This is a genomic window from Chthonobacter albigriseus, from assembly GCF_013839445.1.
Taxonomy (GTDB): Bacteria; Pseudomonadota; Alphaproteobacteria; order Rhizobiales; family Pleomorphomonadaceae; genus Chthonobacter; species Chthonobacter albigriseus.
In genome coordinates, this window is sequence record NZ_JACDIT010000001.1 from 269,843 (window position 1) to 283,668 (window position 13,826).

At 69.1% G+C, this 13,826-nt stretch carries 14 protein-coding genes; 3 read left to right on the forward strand and 11 right to left on the reverse strand.

Features of this window, described 5'->3' with window-relative positions:
• Positions 1-11 precede the first annotated feature (11 nt).
• Both HZ321_RS01260 and glcF read right to left on the reverse strand, forming a co-directional pair.
• Complete coding sequence (locus tag HZ321_RS01260) at positions 12-347, reverse strand: lysozyme inhibitor LprI family protein (protein ID WP_181699422.1); 336 nt, start codon at positions 345-347, stop codon at positions 12-14.
• Positions 348-547: 200 nt separating this feature from the next.
• Complete coding sequence (glcF, locus tag HZ321_RS01265) at positions 548-1,849, reverse strand: glycolate oxidase subunit GlcF (RefSeq protein ID WP_181699424.1); 1,302 nt, start codon at positions 1,847-1,849, stop codon at positions 548-550.
• Positions 1,850-1,912: 63 nt separating this feature from the next.
• Between glcF and HZ321_RS01270 the strand changes: the two genes are divergently transcribed.
• Both HZ321_RS01270 and HZ321_RS01275 read left to right on the forward strand, forming a co-directional pair.
• Entirely contained in the window at positions 1,913-2,194 is a 282-nt protein-coding gene (locus HZ321_RS01270) for a type II toxin-antitoxin system RelE/ParE family toxin (RefSeq protein WP_181699425.1), read from the forward strand.
• Positions 2,195-2,203: 9 nt separating this feature from the next.
• Positions 2,204-2,515, forward strand: coding sequence for a HigA family addiction module antitoxin (locus HZ321_RS01275; protein ID WP_181699427.1), 312 nt, complete (start codon positions 2,204-2,206; stop codon positions 2,513-2,515).
• 5 nt (positions 2,516-2,520) lie between these two features.
• Here the strand turns inward: HZ321_RS01275 and glcE are convergent, their stop codons facing one another.
• From glcE to HZ321_RS01310, 7 genes are all read right to left on the reverse strand, one after another.
• Complete coding sequence (gene glcE, locus HZ321_RS01280; RefSeq protein WP_181699429.1) at positions 2,521-3,726, reverse strand: glycolate oxidase subunit GlcE; 1,206 nt, start codon at positions 3,724-3,726, stop codon at positions 2,521-2,523.
• Between the two features lie 14 nt (positions 3,727-3,740).
• On the reverse strand, positions 3,741-5,234 hold the full coding sequence (locus tag HZ321_RS01285) for an FAD-linked oxidase C-terminal domain-containing protein (RefSeq protein ID WP_181699431.1): 1,494 nt from the start codon (positions 5,232-5,234) through the stop codon (positions 3,741-3,743).
• Between the two features lie 88 nt (positions 5,235-5,322).
• Complete coding sequence (locus HZ321_RS01290; protein WP_342343797.1) at positions 5,323-6,000, reverse strand: LutC/YkgG family protein; 678 nt, start codon at positions 5,998-6,000, stop codon at positions 5,323-5,325.
• Complete coding sequence (locus HZ321_RS01295; protein ID WP_181699435.1) at positions 5,997-7,418, reverse strand: LutB/LldF family L-lactate oxidation iron-sulfur protein; 1,422 nt, start codon at positions 7,416-7,418, stop codon at positions 5,997-5,999. The genes HZ321_RS01290 and HZ321_RS01295 overlap by 4 nt, the downstream gene beginning before the upstream one ends.
• A 9-nt stretch (positions 7,419-7,427) precedes the next feature.
• The gene (locus HZ321_RS01300; protein WP_181699437.1) at positions 7,428-7,892 is read right to left on the reverse strand and encodes a DUF29 domain-containing protein; all 465 of its coding nucleotides are present in this window, start codon (positions 7,890-7,892) and stop codon (positions 7,428-7,430) included.
• Between the two features lie 42 nt (positions 7,893-7,934).
• On the reverse strand, positions 7,935-8,729 hold the full coding sequence (locus tag HZ321_RS01305; protein WP_181699439.1) for a (Fe-S)-binding protein: 795 nt from the start codon (positions 8,727-8,729) through the stop codon (positions 7,935-7,937).
• A complete protein-coding gene (locus HZ321_RS01310) occupies positions 8,726-9,574 on the reverse strand; it encodes an FCD domain-containing protein (RefSeq protein ID WP_181699441.1) in 849 nt (282 codons plus the stop codon). The genes HZ321_RS01305 and HZ321_RS01310 overlap by 4 nt, the downstream gene beginning before the upstream one ends.
• 189 nt (positions 9,575-9,763) lie before the next feature.
• Here HZ321_RS01310 and HZ321_RS01315 point away from each other — a divergent pair, with 189 nt between their 5' ends.
• Positions 9,764-11,083, forward strand: a complete 1,320-nt coding sequence (locus HZ321_RS01315) for a DUF3422 family protein (protein WP_181699443.1) — start codon at positions 9,764-9,766, stop codon at positions 11,081-11,083.
• Positions 11,084-11,267: 184 nt separating this feature from the next.
• On the opposite strand, the gene HZ321_RS01320 is transcribed toward HZ321_RS01315, so the two are convergent.
• Positions 11,268-12,191, reverse strand: a complete 924-nt coding sequence (locus HZ321_RS01320) for a LysR family transcriptional regulator (protein WP_181699445.1) — start codon at positions 12,189-12,191, stop codon at positions 11,268-11,270.
• 127 nt (positions 12,192-12,318) lie between these two features.
• Entirely contained in the window at positions 12,319-13,755 is a 1,437-nt protein-coding gene (locus HZ321_RS01325; protein WP_181699447.1) for an alkaline phosphatase PhoX, read from the reverse strand.
• Positions 13,756-13,826: the final 71 nt, after the last annotated feature.

Below are 13,826 nucleotides of genomic sequence, written 5' to 3' on the forward strand. Positions count from 1 at the left end.
GTCCGCTGAACTCAGAGTTCGCTCAGACGCTTGCGATAGGCGTCCAGGGTGCAGCCTCTGATGTCGTCGAGACGCCGGCATTCATTGCGCGACTTGCGCCATTGCGACTGGTCCTGCCGCAACAGTGACACTTCGCTTGCCGGTGCGCGCGACATAGCCGCCGCGAAAGCCTTGGCCAGCTCCACGTCCAGCGCGGCGAGCTCGTCGTCGCCGCAGATCAGGGTTTCGATCTCGCCCTTCGCACGATCGCAGTCGAAGCTCGGGTTGGCGGCCGCCGCAACCGGCGGGCCCGACACTGCGAACAGGATGGTGGCCAGTGCACCCCCTCGGAGGCTCCGACCGCGCATGCTTGACTTCCTCATAGAACAGGGTTCGTGACGACAACGGTCCGGACGCTAACGGTGCATCTCGCCGATTCCGAGACCGATCGAGGGCACTTTGACGGCGCTGTCTCCACGAGTTTGTTAATACCGGGCACATCCATCGCAGGATGGTTTATCAACAGATAAGGATATTGCCCTACATGCGCAATGCCGTGCCGGCCGGCTCACAGGCCGGCTGGGCGCTCGCCGCCGTAGGCCCAGTCCAGCAATTCCACCGTGTGCACCACCGGCACGGTCGCCTTGGCGCCAAGCTGCGTGATGCAGCCGATGTTGCCGGTGGCGATCACGTCCGGGCCGGTGATGGCTATGTTGGCGAGCTTGCGGTCGCGCAGCCGGGTGGCGATCTCCGGCTGCAAAATGTTGTAGGTGCCGGCCGAGCCGCAGCAGAGGTGGCCCTCCGGCACGTCGCGCACCTCGAAGCCCGCGCGGTGCAGCAGCGCCTTGGGCTCGGTGCGGATCTTCTGGCCGTGCTGCATCGAGCATGCTGAGTGATAGGCGACCGTCAGCGGCTGCGGCGGGGCAGCCGGCGAGAGATCCAGGCGCGCCAGCACTTCCGTGATGTCCTTGGCCAGCGCCGACACCCGCGCGGCCTTGTCCGCGTAGGCCGGATCGTTGCGCAGCATGTGGCCGTAATCCTTGATGGTCGTGCCGCAGCCGGACGCGGTGATCACGATCGCGTCGAGGCCGGGGCCTTCGATCTCGGCCGTCCAGGCGTCCACGTTGCGCCGCGCGTCGGCGAGCGCCGGCTCCTCGCGGCCCATGTGGTGGACCAGCGCGCCGCAGCAGCCCTCGCCCTTCGGGAACACCACCTCGACGCCGAGGCGGGTCAGCAGCCGCACGGCCGCGTCGTTGATCTCCGGCCTCAACACCGGCTGGGCGCAGCCGGTCAGCATGGCGACGCGCATCCGTTTCTCGCCGCGCGCGGCCACCACGTCGCCGGCCCGGTGCACGGAGGGTGTCGCGGCCTTGGGCGGTGCCAGCCGGATCATCGCCGCCAGCCGCCGACCGGTGACGCCCATGCGGGCCAGCACGGGCGCCAGCGGCTTGGCGAGCAGCGCGCCGAACAGGGCGAGGCGGAAGCGGCGGCGATTCGGCAGCGTCGCGGCCAGCACGTCCCGGACCAGCCGGTCCGGCAGCGGGCGGGCGAAGGTTTCCTCGATGTGGGCGCGCGCATGGTCGACGAGGTGCATGTAGTGCACCCCCGACGGACACGTCGTCATGCAGGAGAGGCAGGACAGGCACCGATCCACATGCAGCACCGTCTCCGCATCCGCCGGCCGGTCCTTCTCCAGCATGTCCTTGATCAGGTAGATGCGCCCGCGCGGGCTGTCGAGTTCGTCCCCCAAAAGCACGAAGGTCGGACAGGTCGCCGTGCAGAACCCGCAATGCACGCAAGCCCTGAGAATCCGTTCCGCCTCCGCCGTATCCGGATCAGCCAACTGCGCCAGGGAAAAATGCGTCTGCATGGGTCAGGCCTTGCGGTGCGTATCGGTCAGTGATACGTTACGTGTCGAGGTCAGGGAGGCGCGATGATCCTCGGGTTCGCGAATGCCACGACCCAAGACGTTCATGCCGGTCGATGCCCGAAGGGCTTCCCGACCCAGGTCTTCACTGTCGCGCGCCGCAAACTGGTGATGCTGGAGCAGGCGACCATCCTCGGCGATCTTCGAGTTCCGCCGGGCAACCGGCTCGAAGCGCTCAGCGGCAATCGCGTCGGCCAATATTCGATCCGGATCAACGATCAGTTCCGGATCTGCTTCGTCTGGACTGGACGCGATGCGGATCGCGTCGAGATCGTCGACTACCATTGAGGATTCGCCATGTCCGAGATCGTCGCTACCCTGCTGCCGCTCCACCCTGGCGAAGTGCTGCGCGAGGAGTTCCTGGCGCCGCTTGGCCTCTCGCCCTACCAGCTCGCCAAAGCGATCGGCGTGCCGCGCACCCGGGTGGAGCGGGTAACGCGCGAGGAAATCGGCATCACCGCGGACACTGCGCTCAGGCTCGCCCGCTACTTCGGAACGTCGGCGGAGTTCTGGACCGGCCTGCAGACGCAATTCGAGCTGCGCAGCGCAGAGCGGTCGCTTGGCGAGGAGATCGCCCGGATCGAACCGCTGGAACGGTCGGCAGCCTAGCGGGGTCACCGTCCCGCCCCCATCCGTCCGGGGTTGAGCACGCCGAGCGGGTCGAACTGGTGACGTAGTCGGCCTGTCAGCGCGGCGACGGACGGCATCTCCGGCTCGAACACCGGCACCGCGGCGCGCAGCGCGTCGCTGCCGCGCATCAGCGTCGCGTGGCCGCCGCCGGCGGCCTTCACCGCCGCGCGGATGCGGGCAGCGCCCGCGTCGGGCTCGGCCGGGTCCATGGCCAGCCAGACCAGCCCGCCGGCCCAGTCGTAGGCTACGGCGGCGGCTTGGGCAGCCTCGGCGACCGAGGGTCCCGCGGTCGGGGCCACGGAGACGCGCCAAAGCGGCAGCAGGCGATCCTGCGAGAACAGCAGGCCGTCGCGCAGCGCCCGCCAGAGCGCGGCCGACTCCGCCGCCTCCAGGCGCGTGATCCGGCCGCGCGGCCGCAGGATCGTCGCCAGCCGTTCGAAGCGGGCGGCCACCGAAGGCTCGACACCCTCCAGCCGCACCACCGTCGCGGCCTCCGTCAGGTCGAGCGCGGTCGCGACGCCAGCCGGTAAATGCGCCGCGCCGGCCGCTTCCACCGGCGCGCCCATCGCCTCGGCAAGCGCGGCCACCGCGTCGCGGTCGGAAAGGCCGTGCAGCACCAGCGTTGCGGTGGTCTCGGCCTTTGGGAGCACCTTCACGGTGATCTCGGTTGCGACGGCTAGCGTGCCGAAAGACCCGGCGAGCCCCTTTGAGAGGTCGTAGCCGGTGACGTTCTTGACCACGCGGCCACCCGCCTTGAAGGCCTCGCCGCGGCCGGAAACCGCCTTCATGCCGAGCACATGGTCGCGCGCTGCGCCGGCCTTGACCCGGCGCGGGCCGGCGGCGTTCACCATCACCGCGCCGCCGATCGTGCCGGCGTCCTCCAGGCCCCAGATCAGGTGCCGCATCGGCGGTTCGAAGGCGAGTTCCTGGCCGTTGGCGTCGAGCAGCGCCTCGATCTCGGCCATCGGCGTACCGGCCAGCGCGGAGAGCACCAGTTCCTCCGGCTCGTAGAGCGTCACGCCGGTCAGCCCGGAGAGGTCGAGCACCCGGTTGGATGCCACCGCGTGGCCGAGGCCGTCTTTGGTGCCGCGGCCGCGCACGATCAGCGGCGCGCGATCGGCGACCGCCGCCTGCACTGCGGCCAGAACGCCGTCCGGGGTGGTGGGGGAAAGGGTGCCTTCGCCGGCCATGGTCAATCGTTTCCTCAGAACCGCGGGATGTCCGGGAACGGTACGCGACCCCCGCTCACGTGCATGCGGCCGAGTTCCGCGCAGCGGTGGAGCTCGGGGAAGACCTTGCCCGGGTTGAGCAGGTGCTTCTCGTCGAAGGCGCATTTCACGCGGATCTGATGGGCGAGATCGGTCTCGTCGAACATCGTCGGCATCAGGTCGCGCTTCTCCACACCCACGCCGTGCTCCCCGGTCAGCACGCCGCCCACCTCCACGCAGAGCCGCAGGATGTCGGAGCCGAAGTCCTCGGCCCGCTCCAGTTCGCCCGGCACGTTGGCATCGTAGAGGATCAGCGGGTGGAGGTTGCCGTCGCCGGCATGGAACACGTTGGCGACCCTCAGCCCGTACTTGCCGGAAAGCTCCGTCATGCGGCGGAGCACCGTCGGCAGTTCCTTGCGGGGGATCGTCCCGTCCATGCAGTAGTAGTCCGGCGAGATGCGCCCCACCGCCGGGAACGCAGCCTTGCGGCCCGCCCAGAAGGCCATCCGCTCGGCGTCGGAGTTGGAGACGCGGCACTCGAAGGCGCCGCGGCTTCGCGCGATCGCCTCCACGCGCTCCAGGAGATGGTCGACCTCCACGGCCGGGCCATCAAGTTCCACGATCAGCAGCGCCTCCGCCTCGCGCGGATAGCCGGCATGGACGAAATCCTCCGCGGCGTGGATCGCCGGCTTGTCCATCATCTCCATGCCGCCGGGGATGATGCCAGCGGCGATGATGTCGGCGACGCAGGCACCCGCCGCTTCGGAGCTGTCGAAGGCCACGAGCACCGCCCGCGCGGTCTCGGGCGCGCGCAGGATACGCACGGTCACCTCGGTCACCACCCCCAGCAGCCCTTCCGATCCCACCACCAGCGCCAGAAGATCGTAGCCGCCGCTGTCGAGGTGCGCGCCGCCCAGGCAGACGATCTCGCCCGTGATCAGCACCATCTCCACACCGAGCACGTTGTTGGTGGTGAGCCCGTACTTCAGGCAGTGCACGCCGCCGGAATTCTCCGCCACGTTGCCGCCGATCGAGCAGGCGATCTGCGAGGACGGGTCCGGCGCGTAATAGAAGCCCCTGTGCTCCACGGCCCGCGTGATACCGAGGTTGGTGACGCCCGGCTCCACCACCGCCACGCGGTTCTCGAAGTCGATCCGCTTGACCCGGTTGAAGCGCATCATGGACATCAGCACGCCGTCACCGAGCGGCAGGGCGCCGCCGGAGAGCGAGGTTCCCGCGCCGCGCGGCACCACCTTCACGCCTTCGCCGTGGCACCAGGAGAGAACGGCGGCCACCTGATCCACCGTCTCCGGCAGCACCACCACCATCGGCGGCTGCCGGTAGGCGGTGAGCCCGTCGGACTCGTAGGGCCGCATCCCCACCTCGCTGTCGATCACCCCGTCCGGCACGATCCGCCGGAGCGCTCCGACGATCTCGTCGCGGCGGGCCAGTACGGCGGTGTCGAGCGGCGGCATGGCAAGCTGGGTCATGGATGTCGGTCGCCTCCCGGGCTTTCCTGTTCTCGTTGTCCGGTCGCCTCGTTTGCGGGCGGCCGCGGCGGACGGCGTTCGCGCCGCCCTACCCCACCACCACCACGTGCAGGCTGCGCGGCCCGTGCGCGCCGAGCAGCAGCGTCTGCTCGATGTCGGCGCTGCGCGACGGCCCCGTCACCATGTTCACCGTGCGCGGCAGCTGGCCGACGCCGAAGCGTGCCCTCAGGCCCTCGAAGACGGCTTCCGCGTCGCCCACCACGTCGGCGGCGTCGAGCACCACCACGTGGACGTCGGGCAGGAAGTTCAGCGTAGTCGGGTTGGCCGGGCCAGAGGTCAGGGCCAGCGTGCCCGTTTCGGCGATGCCCGCGTCGGCGTGGCTGACGCAGACGAGGTCACGGCCGTCGCTCCGGCCGAAAGCCACCGAGAGCTGCGGCTCGCGGCTCCAGTCCACCGCCTCCAGCCGCGGGTCGGCGCCCATCCGCACCGCCTGCGGCAGGTTGTGACGGCGCAGGTAGTCGGCCACCGCGCGGGGCACGTCGGCGGGGGAAGCGACGCGTTCGGTCGTTGCCTGCACGGCCTCGATCTTGGTGATGAAGAGCGCCACGCGGGCGTCGTGCTCGATCTGGCCGCGGGCGGGGATGACGCCGCGCGGGGCGCGTGCCAGCCGGTCGGCGACGGCGGCGCGGCGGTTGATTTCGGTGCCGGACACCCCGAGCGAGCGGCGGACGCGGCCGAGGATGGCGTCGCGGGCGGTGGTGGTCACGAGGCTTTCCTCCTCTTCGCCCATTGCGCCTGGAAGGTCTCGCCCTCCGGCGCGGGGAAGTCGCGGTAGGTGGTCCAGCCGGAGGCGAGCGGCAGGCTGGCGAAGCGGCCCTTGGCGCGACCCATCAGCCCGAGCCCGCCCATCGCGACGCGGGTCGCCAACTGGTAGACCCGCGGACGCTTGGCGAACCAGGCCCAGGTCTTCAGGCCCCAGCGCGCCGCCTTCGGCTGCAGGTGCTGCTCGAACTCGCGCTCCCGCCAGTGCCGCATCATCTTCGGCAACGGAATGCGCATCGGGCAGACGCTCTCGCAGCGGCCGCAGAAGGTGGAGGCGTTCGGCAGGTGACCGCTCTTGTCCACGCCGATCAGCGTCGGCGTCAGCACCGCGCCCATCGGGCCCGGATAGACCCAGCCGTAGGCGTGGCCGCCGATCGCATGGTAGACGGGACAGTGGTTCATGCAGGCGCCGCAGCGGATGCAGCGGAGCATGTCCTCGAAGTCGGTGCCCAGCATCGACGAGCGACCGTTGTCCAGGATCACCACGTGGTAGTCGTCCGGCCCGTCCGGGTCCTCCGGCCGGCGCGGGCCGGTGGAGAAGGTGGTGTAGACACTCATCTCCTGGCCGGTCGCCGACCGGGCCAGCACGCGCAGGATCTGGCCGACGTCGTTGAGCGTCGGCGTGATCTTCTCGATCGAGGCGATCACGATGTGGGTGCGCGGCAGGATCTGGGTGAGATCGCCGTTGCCCTCGTTGGTGACGATCACCGAGGTGCCGGTCTCCGCGATCAGGAAGTTCGCGCCGGTGATGCCGACGTCGGCAGCGAGAAACTTGGCGCGCAGTTCGCCGCGCGCTTCTGCCAGCAGCGTGGTCGGCTCGGAAAGGTCGCGCTTGGGGTCCAGGTGGGTGTGAACCCGGCGGAACTCGGCCTCCACCTCCTCCTTGTTGACGTGCACGGCGGGGGCGATGATGTGGCTCGGCGCTTCCCCGCGGAGCTGGATGATGTACTCGCCGAGGTCGGTCTCCACCGGCACGACCCCGTTCGCCTCCAGGTACTGGTTGAGGCCGATCTCCTCGGAGATCATCGACTTGCCCTTGGTGACGGTCTTCGCGCCCTTCTGGCGGCAGATCTCGAGGATGATCTTGCGCGCGGCGTCGGCGTCCTCGGCGAAGTGCACGTGGCCGCCGGCCTCCGTCACCTTGCGCTCGTAGGCCTCCAGGTAGAGATCCAGGTGCTGCAGCGTGTGGTTCTTGATGTCGCGCGCGTTGTCACGCAGCGCCTCGAACTCGGGCAGCGCGGCGGCGGAGGCCGCGCGCCGACCGATGAAGTTCACCTCCACATTGCCCATCGCCTTCTGCAGCGGCGGGTTCTGCAGCGCCTCGTGGGCGTTCTTCTTGAACCGGGGGGACGTGATCTGCATGGGGTGCGCTTACTCGGGGAGGAAGTCGGGATTTCGGAGTTGGTCGAGGGTGTAGGGGCACGTTTTCGGGAATGCGGTGCGCGGCAGACCCGTTTCCCGGGCCGCATCACGGACCGCGCGCGGATAGGCCCAGGTCACCAGTTCCTCGGCCCGTCCCGCCAAGGACCTGTTCATGTCTTCGCGGTCCTCAATGTTGGCCCGCTCGCGACCGATCGTGTTCGACCAGGATCTGGTCCGCTTCGATGGCTGGTGAACCCATTTCAGGAGATGGATGAGCAGCACCCGGTAGAATGAGGCGAGGGCATGCTCCTGTTCACGTCCCATGCTCTCGAGTTCCTCGATCACATTCGGCAAATCGATGGCATGCATATTTCCCGATCGAAGCAGTTCGGCCTGGTCTACCGACCACTGCTGGAAATCGGTTTTGTAGTCGGCGTATCGGGCCGTGCCGGGCTTTTCCTTGGCGCGCGCCATGTCCGTCTCCCGAGAAGTGTCCGCAGGCGACTCCATCATGCCTCAATCGCGCCCCTTGCGCTTCTCTCCGATCGCCGGCCCTTCCACCATGCCCGCCAGCACCTCGGCGACGTGACGGACTTCGACGCCCGAACCCTCGCGCTTCAGCTTGCCGGCCATGTTCATCAGGCAGCCGAGGTCGCCGGCGAGCAGCGTGCCGGCGCCGGCCTCGCGGATGTTTTTGGTCTTCTTCGACACGATCTTGTCGGAGATCTCGCCGTACTTGACGCAGAAGGTGCCGCCGAAGCCGCAGCAGACGTCGGTGTCCTTCATCTCCTTCAGCGTCAGGCCGTCGACCGTGCCGAGGAGCGAACGCGGCTGCGCCTTGATGCCGAGTTCCCGCAGGCCCGAACAACTGTCGTGGTAGGTCACAGAGCCCTCGAAGGCGGCCTCCACCTGCGTCACGCCCATGACGTCGACCAGGAAGCTCACCAGCTCGAATGTCTTGCCCGCAAGCGCGTCCGCGCGCGGCCACCAGTTGGGATCACCGTGGAAGAGTTCGCCGTAGTGGGCCTTGATCATCCCCGCGCAGGAGCCCGACGGCGCCACCACGAAGTCGTAGCCCTCGAAGGCGCGGATCACGCCCTCGGCCACGGCGCGGGCGTCGGCCCGGTCGCCGGAGTTGTAGGCGGGCTGGCCGCAGCAGGTCTGCGCGGCCGGCACCTCGACGATGCAGCCGGCGTCCTCCAGCAGCTTCACGGCGGCGAAACCCACCGTCGGGCGGAACAGGTCCACCAGGCAGGTCACGAACAGGGCCACGCGAGGTTTCGAGCCGGCAGCGGCGGCGGGTGCGGTCATCTCGTCAGTCTCTCATGGTGGTCGGCCGCCGTTTCGGCGGGTATCGACGGGCGGCGGCCGCGGCGCGGCTCGGTCTTCAAGCGTCCGGCGGCAAGCGCGAGGCGCATCTCGGCCACCTCGGCGCGGGCCACTTGGTCCTGCCGGTCGCGGACGGCGGCGGTGACGTAGGTCATGTGGGCGGCGGCCGCTTCCCGCGCCGCGGCGGGATCGCCGGCGAGGATGGCGTCGTAGATCGCCCGGTGCTGGGCGAACAGGCGGTCGCGGCTGTCGGCGTGGGTATAGAGCAGGCCGCGGTTGTAGAACACGCCCTCCTCCAGCAGCCGGTAGCAGGCGCGCAGGGTGTGGAGGAGCACGCTGTTGTGGGCACACTCCGACACGGCCTTGTGGAACTCCACATCCAGTTCGGCCTCGCGCCGGAAATCCTTCTCCGCGTGCGCCGCCTCCAGCGCCGCCATGATGCCGGAGAGCAGCGCCCGGTCGGCGGCGGTGGCGCGCTCGGCGGCCATGCCGGCGGCCACGGCGTCCATCTCGCGGCGGAATTCCAGGTAATCGGCTGCTGCCTTCGGATGGTTGCGGATCAGCGCCGCCACCGGCTCGCGGAACACCTCGCCGATCACGTCGGCGATGAAGGTGCCGCCGCCGTGGCGGGTCGCCACCAGCCCGCGGGTCTCAAGGTCGGTGAGCGCGTCGCGCAAGGTCGGGCGGGAGACGTCAAACGACTTGGCCAGTTCGCGCTCGGCCGGAAGCCGGTCGCCGGGCCGCAGCACGCCGTCTAGGATCAAGGCCTCGATCTGCGCCACAACCGCGTCGGCGGTACGGTTCTCCTTGACCTCGCGGAACAGCATGGCGATCCTCCGCCGATACGGGAGGTCCTCCCGGTCGCCATCACCCTATGCCAGTTCGCGGCAAGTGGTCAAGCAAACTGACCACTTGTTTCCGGAGCTGCGGCCCTTGCTCCCATCCCGCGACTCCCCGACAAAGGGTACAAGGGACATGGGGGCGCCGAGGCAGCGCCCCGGCGGGGAGGGACGTCGATGGCGGGGGCGGATCTGCAGGCGCTGGCAAGTCACGGGCTGTGGCCCGCGCATCCGTTGCGGGGCCGCATCCTCGGCGAGGTGCACGCGCGCCCCTTCCGGCTGATCGCGACGCCCCGCGTGTTCCTCCACTACGCCTTCCAGACGCCGCCGGCATCGGCCCACGTGGACCGCGCGTTCCTGCAGGAATTCTGCCGGCGACACGGCGCTGAGGGGCCCGGACCGGACGCCAAGGTCTACCAGATCCAGGTGGCCGGCGGCACGCTGCGCTGGGAGCAGTTCACCGAGATCACCACCTACACCTTCGACTGCGCTCTGAAGCCCGGGGCCGGGCCGTTCTCGCCGGTCGCCAGCGATCCCTTCGGCGCCGGCTTCCGCGCGCCGGGCGAACTGCTCGTCGCCACCCGGCTCGACCTCGTCACCGAGGCGATGGTGCCGCCGGAGAGCGGCGGGCCGATGGCCCACTTCGAGGAAGTCTGGGTTTCGGCCTCGCAGGTGGTCGACCGCACCGCCCTGATCATCACCGACTTCCGCGTCGACCGGGACGGACGGACGCGGATCCTCATCGTCGACCAGGGCCTGCATGCCCGGCAGGCCGGCGCGCTGGTCCAGCGGCTGCTGGAGATCGAGACCTACCGCACCTTCGCCATGCTCGGCCTGCCGGAGGCGCAGGCGCAGGGCCCGCTGATCAGCCGGATCGAGCGGCAAATGGTGGACATCGCCGGCGCCGCGCGCGACAGCGAGGGCCTGGAGAAGAACCGCACCCTCCTCAACAACATCTCCAATCTGTCCGCCGAAATCGAAGCCGCGGCGGCCGAGACGGCCTACCGCTTCGGTGCTTCGCGGGCCTATGACGAGATCGTCGGCCTGCGCCTTGCGGCGATCCGCGAGGAGCCCTTCGAGGGCTATTCCACCTGGGGCGCGTTCCTTGCCCGGCGGACCGCGCCCGCGATGCGGACCCTGCAGTCGATCCAGGACCGGCAGCAGGACCTCTCGGTCAAGCTCGGCCGCGCCGCCAACCTGCTCCGGACCCGCGTCGACGTGGAGCTCGAGCAGCAGAACCGCGAACTCCTGGAATCGATGAACCGCCGCGCCCGCCTTCAGCTGCGCCTGCAGCAGACGGTGGAAGGCCTCTCCGTCGCCGCCGTCAGCTACTACATCGTCGGCCTCGTCGGCTACTTCGCCAAAGGCGGCCACTTCGTTGGCCTGGAGCTCGACCCCGCCCTCGTCACCGCCCTCTCCGTCATCCCCGTCATGCTCCTCGTCTGGTGGACCGTCCAACGCATCCGCAAGAAGCACACCGGCGAGGATCACGGGTGAGGCGGACGGGAGGCTGTGCGCAGTGGGCGTTCCCCACCCGCCTCCCTCTCCGCCGTCATGGTCCGCGCAGGCGGACCACCCACGAATTTTGTAAACGCGATCGGAGCGCCCTCTGCCGCGCTAGAAATGCGTGGGTGGTCCGTCGGCGCGGACCATGACGGCGGACGGTGGTAACAACAGCCCCCTACCCTCGCCCCAGCACCCCTTCCAGTCCCGCGTCCCAGTAGGGCTCCGGCCCGTAGAGCCCTGCGAGGAAGTCGATGAACAGGCGGACCTTGGCCGGCAGGAAGCGGCGGCTGGGGTAGACGGCGTGGACGGCGACGTGACGGGAGCCGCGGAACTGCGGCAGCACCACTTTCAGGCGGCCGGCGGAGAGGTCCGGGCCGACGTCCCAGGTGGAGCGGAGCGCGATGCCCACCCCGGCGAGGCAGAGTTCGCGGATCACCTCCGACGAATTGGTCTGGATCGCACCCGAGGCGTGGACGGCCACCTCGCCGGCCGGCCCCTCCAGCCGCCAGGGGTCCTGGTGGGCGGCCGCCAGGCAGACGTGGGTCTCCAGATCGGACAGCCGCTCCGGCACGCCGTGCCGCTCCAGGTAGCCGGGGGTGGCGCAGAGCATGCGATGGTTCGGCGCGAGTCGGCGGACGACGAGGCTGGAGTCGGCCAGCGCGCCGATCCGGATCGCCAGGTCGAAGCCCTCGCCGATCACATCGACGAACTCGTCGGAGAGGATCAGGTTGACGATCAGTCCGCGGTTACGCTCCATGAAGCGGCCGAGATAGGGCGCCACATGCAGCCGTCCGAAGGTGGTGGGGGCGGAGATCTTCAGCGTTCCCTGCGCGATCGCCGATTTCCGCGACACGTAGGCCTCGGCCTCCTCGATGGATGAGAGGATCGCCACCACCCGCTCGTGGAAGCCGATCCCGGCCTCGGTCAGGGCGATCTGGCGCGTGGTGCGCTGGAACAGCAGCGTGCCGAGCCGTTCCTCCAACCGCCGGATCCGCTTGGACACCACCGCCGGCGACAGCCCGAGCGCCCGTCCCGCGCCGGACATGGACCCGGCGGCGACCACGCGCGCGAAGATCTGGAGGTCGTGGATGTCCTGCATGGGCGGCGCGTCCGGTTCCGGGTGGCGCCAGAGTACCCAAACCCGACCGCCCGTGCAGGGTCCGACCAAAAAAGATGCGGAGCCGCGCGAGCGGCTCCGCAGGTCGTCTCAATCCACTGGAAAAGTCTTACTTCTTGAAACCGGTGATGCGGATCAGATCGTCCGTCGCGAAACCGTCCACCTTCGGCATCGCCTTGTCGTCGGAATGCTGGATGGAGACGTAGGCGACGGTGCCCGAAGCGTCGAAGATGAAGCCGGTCGGCTCGGCGGAGGTGTCCTTTACCGACAGCATCTTCACGCAGCCGTCGGTCTTGATGTCGCGGTCGGCGCCATCCGGCAGGCAGGCGAAGATGTCGCCGTTGGAATGGTCCTCCACAACGTAGAGAGTCCCGGTGCCCGGCTGGAAATCCAGGTTGTCGAAGGAGTTGAAGTCCGCGTCGCCCTCGACGAAGCGGTTGAACACGGTGGTGAACTTCACCTTGCCCTTGGCGTCGGCCGTGGGGATTTCGAGCGGCTTCTGATCCACCGCGCAGATCACCTCGGCGTAGTTGCGCGCGGCCTCGTTGCCGGTGTTGGCGAAGCAGAAGCGGATGCCCTCGCCGGCGTAGAGCGGGTCGGTGTGAAGGTCTTCCGGCCGGTAGAAGCCGGTCGCGCCCTTGGCGTCGGCGTCCGCGCGGGCGTCGGCCGGTTCGATCTCGATCCAGTCGCCGGCGCCGATCTCGCAGCCCTGGCCATACTGCACCTTGTCGCCCTGGCAGGACGCCCGGAAGGCATAGGTCTTGCCGGCGGCGAAGGGCGATGCGTCCAGGGTCGTGACCGGCTGACCGGTCCACGGCGCGGCGGGAATGAACTTGTAGAGCGCGCCGCCATCTGCCTCCGGTCCTGCGGTGCCGGGGCGCAGTTCGTCGCCGCCGTAGACCACGCCCTCGCGGGTCATCGTGAACCCTTCCCAGGCCATGGTCGGCATCGCGAGCCGCACCGCGATGTCCGCCGACGTGGTCTCGCCCGAAGCCCGGTTCATCACCGTCTCGTTGGTCGTCTCCAGCGGCTTGAGGAGTTCGTAGGCCTTGCCGTCATCCTCCTCCTCGGTCGCCAACACCGTGTTCCACGGCGTGGTGCGGATGCCGTCGCAGGCGGCCATGCCACGCAGGATAGTCTCCACCTTGCCGGTGGCCAGGTCGATGCGCTGGACCGAGGGGTTGAACTTCAGGGCGCCGTCAGCCGCCTTGCTGAATTCCCGATCGCTTTCGATGCAGGCGATCAGGTGCGTCGGCTTCTCCAACGGGTAGAAGGCCATCATGTCGAGGTCGTTGGCGACGTCGCGGGACAGGAACTCGGCCTTGAGGCCCTTGGCGAGAATGATGCTGTCGGTGGGGAGATGCGCGGGCTGGCGGTAGCCTTCCTCCGGCGATTCACCCGCGGAAGGTCCGATCCCGGCCTCGAACCCGAAGCGGACGCCCACCTGCGCGTTCAACATCTTCTCCACCGCGACACCGAAATCCTCGGCCGATGCCGAACCGGCGCACAGGATCAGGCCCGCTGCCAACAGTGTTTGCTTGTTCATGACGACCCCCGCGGGCGGCCCGACGCCGCCCTTCGCCGACGACCGTAGGAGCGTGGTGTTACACCTCTTTG

Coding starts and splice junctions, on each gene's coding strand:
- HZ321_RS01285 (WP_181699431.1), bottom strand. CDS start 5,234: ATGACCCAGCTTGCCATGCCGCCGCTCGACACCGCCGTACTGGCCCGC.
- HZ321_RS01300 (WP_181699437.1), bottom strand. CDS start 7,892: ATGGCGCGCGCCAAGGAAAAGCCCGGCACGGCCCGATACGCCGACTAC.
- HZ321_RS01310 (WP_181699441.1), bottom strand. CDS start 9,574: ATGCTGTTCCGCGAGGTCAAGGAGAACCGTACCGCCGACGCGGTTGTG.
- HZ321_RS01305 (WP_181699439.1), bottom strand. CDS start 8,729: ATGACCGCACCCGCCGCCGCTGCCGGCTCGAAACCTCGCGTGGCCCTG.
- HZ321_RS01315 (WP_181699443.1), top strand. CDS start 9,764: ATGGCGGGGGCGGATCTGCAGGCGCTGGCAAGTCACGGGCTGTGGCCC.
- glcF (WP_181699424.1), bottom strand. CDS start 1,849: ATGCAGACGCATTTTTCCCTGGCGCAGTTGGCTGATCCGGATACGGCG.
- HZ321_RS01275 (WP_181699427.1), top strand. CDS start 2,204: ATGTCCGAGATCGTCGCTACCCTGCTGCCGCTCCACCCTGGCGAAGTG.
- glcE (WP_181699429.1), bottom strand. CDS start 3,726: ATGGCCGGCGAAGGCACCCTTTCCCCCACCACCCCGGACGGCGTTCTG.
- HZ321_RS01325 (WP_181699447.1), bottom strand. CDS start 13,755: ATGAACAAGCAAACACTGTTGGCAGCGGGCCTGATCCTGTGCGCCGGT.
- HZ321_RS01295 (WP_181699435.1), bottom strand. CDS start 7,418: ATGCAGATCACGTCCCCCCGGTTCAAGAAGAACGCCCACGAGGCGCTG.
- HZ321_RS01270 (WP_181699425.1), top strand. CDS start 1,913: ATGATCCTCGGGTTCGCGAATGCCACGACCCAAGACGTTCATGCCGGT.
- HZ321_RS01320 (WP_181699445.1), bottom strand. CDS start 12,191: ATGCAGGACATCCACGACCTCCAGATCTTCGCGCGCGTGGTCGCCGCC.
- HZ321_RS01260 (WP_181699422.1), bottom strand. CDS start 347: ATGCGCGGTCGGAGCCTCCGAGGGGGTGCACTGGCCACCATCCTGTTC.